The sequence below is a fragment of the Moorena sp. SIO3I6 genome (assembly GCF_010672095.1).
Genome location: NZ_JAAHHU010001365.1, coordinates 1 through 1,386, shown reverse-complemented (window position 1 = coordinate 1,386; position 1,386 = coordinate 1). Strand labels below are relative to the sequence as shown.

At 46.6% G+C, this 1,386-nt stretch carries 1 protein-coding gene and 1 pseudogene; one reads left to right on the top strand and one right to left on the bottom strand.

All coding sequences use genetic code 11. From position 1 onward, the window contains the following. The first annotated feature begins 304 nt into the window (after nucleotides 1-304). Nucleotides 305-1,051 (top strand): DUF3747 domain-containing protein, encoded by a 747-nt coding sequence (locus tag F6K49_RS49370; protein ID WP_293064766.1) that lies wholly within the window; start codon nucleotides 305-307, stop codon nucleotides 1,049-1,051. A gap of 165 nt (nucleotides 1,052-1,216) precedes the next feature. On the opposite strand, the pseudogene F6K49_RS49365 reads toward F6K49_RS49370, so the two are convergent. Further along, a pseudogene (locus tag F6K49_RS49365) lies at nucleotides 1,217-1,386 on the bottom strand (DNA-binding protein); the annotation flags it as partial.

Below are 1,386 nucleotides of genomic sequence, written 5' to 3'. Positions count from 1 at the left end.
CAGTAATCAGCTAATGCCCTAGCTCCTAGCGTCGAAGCCTGTGCCACGCTACTTGAGGTGCTATCAGCTATTGGCTGTAGGCGAAGCTACACCGAACAGGTTGTGAATAAAATAAGCTGACGGCTGACCACTGACCGCTGACTACTGACCGCTGACGGCTGACCGCTGACTGCTGACGTTTTCTCTTTTCCTACGATATTCTCCATCAAGCCGAGTTGATATAATTTGACTGTATCACTAGGGGAGCAAATTCTTTAGTGCTAGCGTCTACTGGGAATGGTCTAACTTAGGAACGGTAAAACCCATGAACACATCACCCTGGCTAGCAGCTACTGCAATCACTACAGCTTCTTGCCTTACCTTAGGCGCTATCAATCCAGCAGCAGCGAATACTTTTGACAACATCGAAGTTAACGAAAACAATTTTATTGCAGTAGCTGCCCCTTTTGGCTACAACCAATATCAATTACTAGTCATTGAGCAGATAGCAAACTGGCAAGCGTGCTGGCGTGAACGTGGCACTAACCCAGTTATTGTAGATCCTCTGCTGCTCGACTTTGACTTTACAGGAATTTGTGGGCGCAGTACAGATAGCAACGGCTATTCTATGCGGGTCGATAGTCAAGACTTCGGCCTAGACTATATGCTCAGAGTGGTTAAGCGGAATGGGGAATTGGTATTAGTAGGGAGTCACCGCATTGACCGCAATGCCCCAGACATTGAGATTGGCCGCACCAGAGGTTTGGCGAATGGCTTTCTCAAAATCTTTCTTGATCCTGGTTGGCGATTTACCAAACGTATGTATCAGGGCAAACAATTAGGTCACATCTATCTTACCTATGGTGCGATCGCTAATACTGTCGCGCCACAATGGACCAGTAGCCCTCAACCCTCACCACCTACTCCCACCAGGGAATTTATTTTTACCAAACCACAAGCCCAACCGAAAACTAGTGGTGAACGTTTTCCTGACACTAGCCCTGAAATTCCAGCACCTGCACCAGCAGAATCATCAAATGATGGCATACCAGTGTTTGATGGGTCTAATTAAGAATTTCACGAGTAGGGAGATAGGGAGATAGGGAGATAGGGAGATTTTTGCTAATCTAGTTTTTTTTACCCTAATCAGGTACACAGGATTGTATCTCTGTTGCCTATTCCCTATTCCCTTTGAGCAATTTAGGTATCCCAATCTCAATACTGAACAGCTGACCCATCACGCTGAAATCACTTCAAAATCAGAAATAGTCTCAATCCACACCCGTGCTCCACACTTAAGGGGATCATCTGGACGATACATCACCCGACAGGGGCCATTGACCTCCACCGTATGACCGTAAACATTTTTAGAGCCTCGCTTCACCGTAATCACAGGATTCCGGTCCC

What these genes read in the sequence shown, in the direction of transcription:
- F6K49_RS49370 (WP_293064766.1), top strand. Translation starts at nt 305, where the DNA reads ATGAACACATCACCCTGGCTAGCAGCTACTGCAATCACTACAGCTTCT.